This window comes from Dehalococcoidia bacterium (assembly GCA_035528575.1).
Classification (GTDB): domain Bacteria; phylum Chloroflexota; class Dehalococcoidia; order E44-bin15; family E44-bin15; genus DATKYK01.
In genome coordinates this window covers 125,170-131,409 of record DATKYK010000021.1, presented here as the reverse complement: position 1 = coordinate 131,409, position 6,240 = coordinate 125,170, and the positions used below count along the sequence as shown (strand labels likewise).

General features: G+C 49.2%; 4 protein-coding genes. All 4 read right to left on the bottom strand.

Translation table 11 applies throughout. From position 1 onward, the window contains the following. The coding region (locus VMX96_05120; protein HUU63284.1) for a DUF2298 domain-containing protein at nucleotides 1-1,235 on the bottom strand (1,235 nt) is incomplete at its 3' end. 638 nt (nucleotides 1,236-1,873) lie between these two features. Then, nucleotides 1,874-2,989, bottom strand: coding sequence for a glycosyltransferase family 2 protein (locus tag VMX96_05115; GenBank protein ID HUU63283.1), 1,116 nt, complete (start codon nucleotides 2,987-2,989; stop codon nucleotides 1,874-1,876). 17 nt (nucleotides 2,990-3,006) lie between these two features. After that, nucleotides 3,007-5,319 (bottom strand): DUF2298 domain-containing protein, encoded by a 2,313-nt coding sequence (locus VMX96_05110; GenBank protein HUU63282.1) that lies wholly within the window; start codon nucleotides 5,317-5,319, stop codon nucleotides 3,007-3,009. Then, a complete protein-coding gene (ftsY, locus tag VMX96_05105; protein ID HUU63281.1) occupies nucleotides 5,316-6,230 on the bottom strand; it encodes a signal recognition particle-docking protein FtsY in 915 nt (304 codons plus the stop codon). The genes VMX96_05110 and ftsY overlap by 4 nt, the downstream gene beginning before the upstream one ends. Between the last annotated feature and the right edge of the window lie 10 nt (nucleotides 6,231-6,240).

Sequence of the window (6,240 nt, the reverse complement as noted above, 5' to 3'; positions counted from 1 at the left end):
AATACCAATATAACCAGCAGAGAGCAGACGGCAAACAAAAACAAGGCGCAATATTCGAAGAATTGAGCTAGGGTTGTTCTAGCTGCCACCAGTCCTACGCCGTTATAACCGCTTACCGACAATGAAATGTAATGGGGGATATATAACAGGAAGCTTAGGGCCACGATAACCGCAGGGACAAGGAGATTGCCCTTCATACTGGGCCTTATCCGTAGAAGCACGAATGCAAGCAGAGTAAATATGATATATGTCGGGTACTCCCATGTATTGAGCATAAAGAAAAACCCGAGGCAGAGGCCCAATATAAGAATATCTACTAGAGTATCCGATCTGGCAATTCTATCTCTGAAGCGGCTTTTCTGGAACACAGCAAAGATAAGTGTGATAAACATAAGCTGGAAGGGAATGCTCATCATGTATGAATGCATGTCCCATCTCACGAATTTGTAATACGGGTAACCCACCCAAGAACCCTCTATTACCGATCCGCCTGCACTCCAAAAATCGAACCCGAGCATCCAATCAATGATATTGGGAGACCCATAGGGAGGGTAACCCATAATATCAGTCTGGAAAACGTAAGCCATGAGTTGATATGCGCCCGAAATATATCCAACTACACAAACGAAGAAAGCAGCAAGAAAGCCGTACAATTTCCTTTTAGTGATGCTATAACCCAGGCCGTAAGAAGCGCATACCGCCAGGGCAGAAAACATTGCCCCCGCTATATTGAACGCTATTGATGGCGGCGTTTTTGTGAAAACGGTGAGTATAGCCGACAGCAGATGCCCCCCGTAGTAATAATAAGAAATGCTCTCGCCGCTAAACCAGGAATCGATCGGAGGAAAGTAACCGCCCCTTGTTATCGAGCTTAAGATGTGGAAATTCGTGTAGTAATCACCCATGTAGTGATAAATATCTGGATTTCCGATCGTGATCAGTAAGAATACGACAAAGGCACCGGCGAAGATCGATTCGCCGATTATGATCTGTTTCCGGGGCCAGTCGGATATTCTCAGATACTTCCTGCCAAGGTAGAGCGAGAGCGCCCCTAGAAGCGACAACGATATCCAGATGCTGACGTATCCAAATGGCATTATATGAAGGCTCGAGAGCATCCAGGTGAAGTATGTTAAGATTAGAAGCCCTACCAGCTTGGAGATGGAATAGCCCCTGTCTGGCAACCTGCCGCATACCCTTGAGACCAGGGGGAAGCTGATCAGGCCAATAACCAACAGGGCCAGCCACCAGAATATGACATACGCCACTTGAATCAAGGTAACCCCCCCATTAACTACTCCCTGACCTTATGAGCGGTAACTCCTTTATAATCGTATATCAACGCATAATCCTCCGTGTGAACGTACCGCTACCTCGGATCTCTCGCAGATAGGTTGCAGCAATCGCCAATCCCGGTGTCCAATCCAGTTCGCGATAGGCCACATCAGCCCATCGCCCGAGATGACCCCGTCCCACCAGAACTCCAGTCTCCTCCGCTTGCAGAATTGAAGCTTCAGTTACTGCCGAGCCTTTTCACCCATTAGACTCCTCCGGCACTAAACACGAGGATTTTTAAAGCTATTTTTATTATAGGTTCCGCTTATTAGTACCCCTTTGATAGGGGAAATCCAGGTTCATATAGATACAATTAAAACTTAGCCATAGAGAAACTATTAGCTTACTATACAAATTGAGACTGCTGAAATAGTCTCAATTAACCCCCTAATCCCCCAATCTTGGGGGACTTTTTAAAGCTGGGGGACACCCCCAGACCCCCGGTAGGAAGTATCCTGCACCTCTTTTTTAGCATTCTCAAATTAATAGATCGCCACCATGTAATCCTACGATATTGCCAATAGCCGTTTTAAACATTCTAAGTAGGTCCACCATGAGGTTTGGCCCTCCATGTCCACAAGGTATTAATGAAGAAGTTCCAAAACATTGCACCTGCTATGGCAAAGATCGCGGAAATTAAATAGAATAGCCCGACTACTTCAGTAAAGAACCAGAGTATTGCCATATGGATTCCCAAGCCAACCAGGCTGACCATGTTGAATTTCAATCCGCGGTATAAAAATTTTCTCATGCCGGGGGATCGCCTATCCCTGAAGGTCCAAGTGTCATTTAATACGAAATTGGTTATGATCGATGTTTCGTAACTGATGGCTGAGGAGATGATGTAGAATAGTCCGACAACCTCGGTAAAGAGCGATAACAGTCCTAAACAAACAAATGTCCCACTGGCTCCGACAAAGCAGAACTTAATGAACCTTATTGTCCCACCTGACCTTGCCAGGCAATATAGGTGCTTCAGATAGTTTATCCCCTCTCCAATCTTTAAATTGCTCTTTCCCTTTTCCCTCTCCCTGAATATATACGGGACCTCTGCTATCTCGCGGGCTTTTCCCTTGACAATTATCTCTAGAAGGATTTTGTGCCCGGTTGGACTCAGTTCCACACTACCGATTACCTCCCTCCTCAAGAGGAAGAAACCCGATAAGGGGTCTTTAATCCCTCTGATCGAGGGCAGGAGAAGGACCGCCAACATCTTAGATGCCCTTGATATGATCTTCCTCTTCATGCTCCAGCCTTCGCTGCCACCACCTTCGACGTAACGACTTGCGATAACGACCTCCGCTCCGCTCCTCACCTTCTTTAGTAGTTCAGGCACCACCTCCGGCGGATGCTGTAAATCGGCACCTATCACCCCCAGAATCCCTCCCCTGGCCTGCTTGAATCCTTCAACTACCGCTGAAGCCAGGCCCCTCTCATCCGTCCTGGTTATCACTCTAACTGGGTAATCTTTACTGAGGCTTTGGGCAAGCTCCGAGGTCCCATCCGGACTGTTATCATCAACCACGATAAGCTCATAGCTGTAGCTCGATAAAGAACGGTGGACCCTCTCGATTAATGTAGCGATTCTCTGCCCCTCGCAATATGTAGGCACTATCAAGGAAAGCTCAGGATCTGGTGAATTCCGTAATTTCATCGCGACCTCACCAACGCCTACTCCCTGACCTTATAGATGGTTACCCCGTCATTTTCGAAGACCACATCCATGAAATCTTCGAATCCTTCCCCCACTTCCGCTCCATACATCTCCCTCTCCAAACGACCCACATAGATATAAGCAACTCCATACTTCTCAAGTATGGCTTCTACCTCATTCAAATCCTCACCTTTATAGATCTTGTCAATATCCCCCCTCCTACCTGCGAAATAACGATCCGAGCCCCGCCAGACCCACTGGCGGGTCTCCCAGCCCAGGATGGCAGGTAGGCCTGTATAGGTTGACACCCTTCCATAGTCTGTATATTCCCCCCCCGGGGCCTCGACGATAACTGGAGCATCATCGACATTGTTATTAAGCCAGGTAACGGCTTCAAATTCCTCAGGATGACTTCTTTGGAGCCATGCCAGCCCATTCAGGGTAGGGCTCGCGGAAAATGTATTGGTCTTGCTCCATGTAGCAGTAATGGGGTAGATAAAGGAGTATATGACGAGTATGATTAAAACCCCCCACCAGCTAAATTTTACCAAACGAGCAGAAAAACTAGACACCTTCCAGCTGCGATGAAGGTAATAGAGAGAGAAAGCAGAGGCAATGGCAAAAAGCACCCACGCACTGAAGTAAAATCTGAAGACAGTGTTCATCCGAGTGCCAAAAACGTCTCCTACATAGAAAAGCTCGCAACCTATGGTGAGCAGCAATGCAGCAAAGAAGAGTAGTAACGTAAAAATGGCGCCAAGGTTATCATTATCAGCTTCCTTGATCCTTCGAACAATGGCTAGAGTTATTAAACCGAGCAGGATAAGCAAAGGAACTAGATGCCCTAACTTCCCCCAGATAGAGCTTCCCCCTCCGGTAGCCATCACCACTATGGCCCAGATTATCCACAGTAAAAGTATAGCTACAGAAATCGAGCAGATCGTACGCCAGGAAATAGACCTCAGCCCACTGCGAATTTGCGCCAAAGCAAAGGAGATACCGATAAAGAGAAAGAGGCCCCATATAATCAGGTAATGGAAGAGGCGAGTATCCGGCCCACGCCATGGCAAGATACCAGAAACCGGATTTTCAAAAGTAAGGTAGAATGGAAGGTATAAGAGAAAGACGCCAACTACCATGATAAGGCTAAGTGCCAACCAACCTTTCAACCATCCCCTCTCACTTTGCTTGAAACGTGTCTGAATGAAAATAGCCCCGATAAATATAAAAAGGCAGATGGGCAGGTCCCAAGTATGGATCGGTCCCAATGCACCGAGACAAATAATAATAATCAAGAACGGGAGGATGTTCCTCCTAAGCCAACTGAGCCCAAGGGATTCCTTGGTATTCAATATATTGAGACTTAAAGTCAAGCAGAGAAGGACAACAGGTAAAGATAAAATATGGGCATGAAGATCGCCCAGAATGAAGCTGAAACTGGGGAATTCGTTGATGGTATAGTCCAAGCTCATGCCTCCCACGACCATATCGATTACCCTAGTGGACCGCCACCACCACCAAAACTCCGTGGGATACCAGTGCGCACTATGATAGGGGGTATCCAGCCCCTTGATGTTTACCCAGTCCCAAAAGCCTTCACTTCCAACGCCGTGAGCATAAAATAGTTCTAAGATAACCTCAAGGTTGCCCAGTAGCAATAAGAATCCCGCCGCTGCCAGGCCAAAGCCGATCGCCGCTTTAATCCCTCCCCGGCACAGCCTAACCAGGTTATAGACAATGCTGAAGGCACCTATAGCGGCCAGGGCAAAGACCAAGGCTAGGGAGAGATTGAAGGTAACAGCTGATGATATCCCGGTAAGCTTGGTCAGGGTAGCCATTATCATATGCCCAAAATAGTAGTTATTGAGAGCATGTCCACTGAGCCAGGGGTCATTGGGCGGGAAATAGTCGCTACGTAGAATGCTATTGAGGAAGGCGAAGTCCATTGGCTTTTCCGTGTAGATGATCTCCGGGTTATAGGCGCGCACGACGGCAATGAGGACAAAAGAGAGGAGGAAGATAGCTTCGGTGGCGATGATCACACGGCGGTTCTCGGAGATGAAGCTCATTATTTGGTGACGGCGGCGGATGAAGAGAAAGAGGGAGCCTACGGCAAGCAGGGCGATGATAAGGATGATGGCCCACTGGGTATTCGGCAGGATATGGGCAGAAGCGGCAAGCCAGAGAAGGAACGAGATGATCAGGATAGAAAGAGCCTTTCCGAAGGCGTATCCCCTATCGGGCAGGCTCTTGAAGAGGACAAAGGTGGCAGGCAGGGCAATCAGGCTTAAGAGCTCTACCGTTATAATCCAGATAAATGCATCGATCAAGAGGACAGCACCTCGACAAAGGTTTGGGCATCAAAGGGGGCAAGGTCTTCCAGGGTCTCGCCGGTGCCAACAAAGAGGATGGGTATCTTCAGCTCATCGCAGATAGCAAGTACTATCCCCCCTTTAGCTGTGCCGTCGAGCTTGGCCAGGAATACCCCGGTAACGCTCACCGCCCTGGTGAAGTATCTGGCCTGCGTCAGGCCATTCTGACCCGTGGTAGCATCGAGAACCAGAAGCACCTCATGGGGCGCACTGGGATCGTTTCTTGAGACTACCCGCCTTATCTTCTGAAGCTCCTCCATCAGGTTGAACTTGGTATGAAGTCGCCCCGCCGTGTCTATGATCACCACGTCCGCCTGGCGAGCCCTTGCCGCCTCAAGGCTATCGAAAACCACCGCCCCGGGGTCGGCACCGGGCTGATGGCATATCACCTCGGCCCCAGCCCCTTTCCCCAGTATCTTGAGCTGGTCGATTGCTGCCGCTCTGAAGGTATCGGCAGCTGCGATGATTACCCTTTTCCCCTGATGCTTGAAGGAGTTAGCCAGCTTGGCAATGGAGAGTGTCTTTCCTGCCCCATTCACCCCGACCACCAGGATCACCCTTGGTCCCGATGAAGCGAGGTCTGCGCTCGAAGCCGCCTCACCCATGGTATCTACCTCTAGCATGGCCACCATCTCCTGCTTCAATAGGGAATATATCTGGGTGCCGTCCTTAAGCCTCTCTCTTTCTGCCCTCTCCCTCACCTGCTCTATGAGCCTGGTGGTGGTGCTCACCCCCACATCGGCTGTAATTAAAAGCTCCTCCAGCTCGTCCCACAGCGCCTGGTCCGCAGTAGCGCGCTCGAAGAGATGCACCACCCTGCTGAACCAGCCCTCCCTGCTCCGTTTTATCCCCTTTTCGAAACTTTCCATAAGCCTTGAG

Bases quoted from the DNA above. Each gene is read 5' to 3' on its own strand.
- VMX96_05115 (HUU63283.1), bottom strand. From the start codon at position 2,989: ATGAAATTACGGAATTCACCAGATCCTGAGCTTTCCTTGATAGTGCCT.
- ftsY (HUU63281.1), bottom strand. From the start codon at position 6,230: ATGGAAAGTTTCGAAAAGGGGATAAAACGGAGCAGGGAGGGCTGGTTC.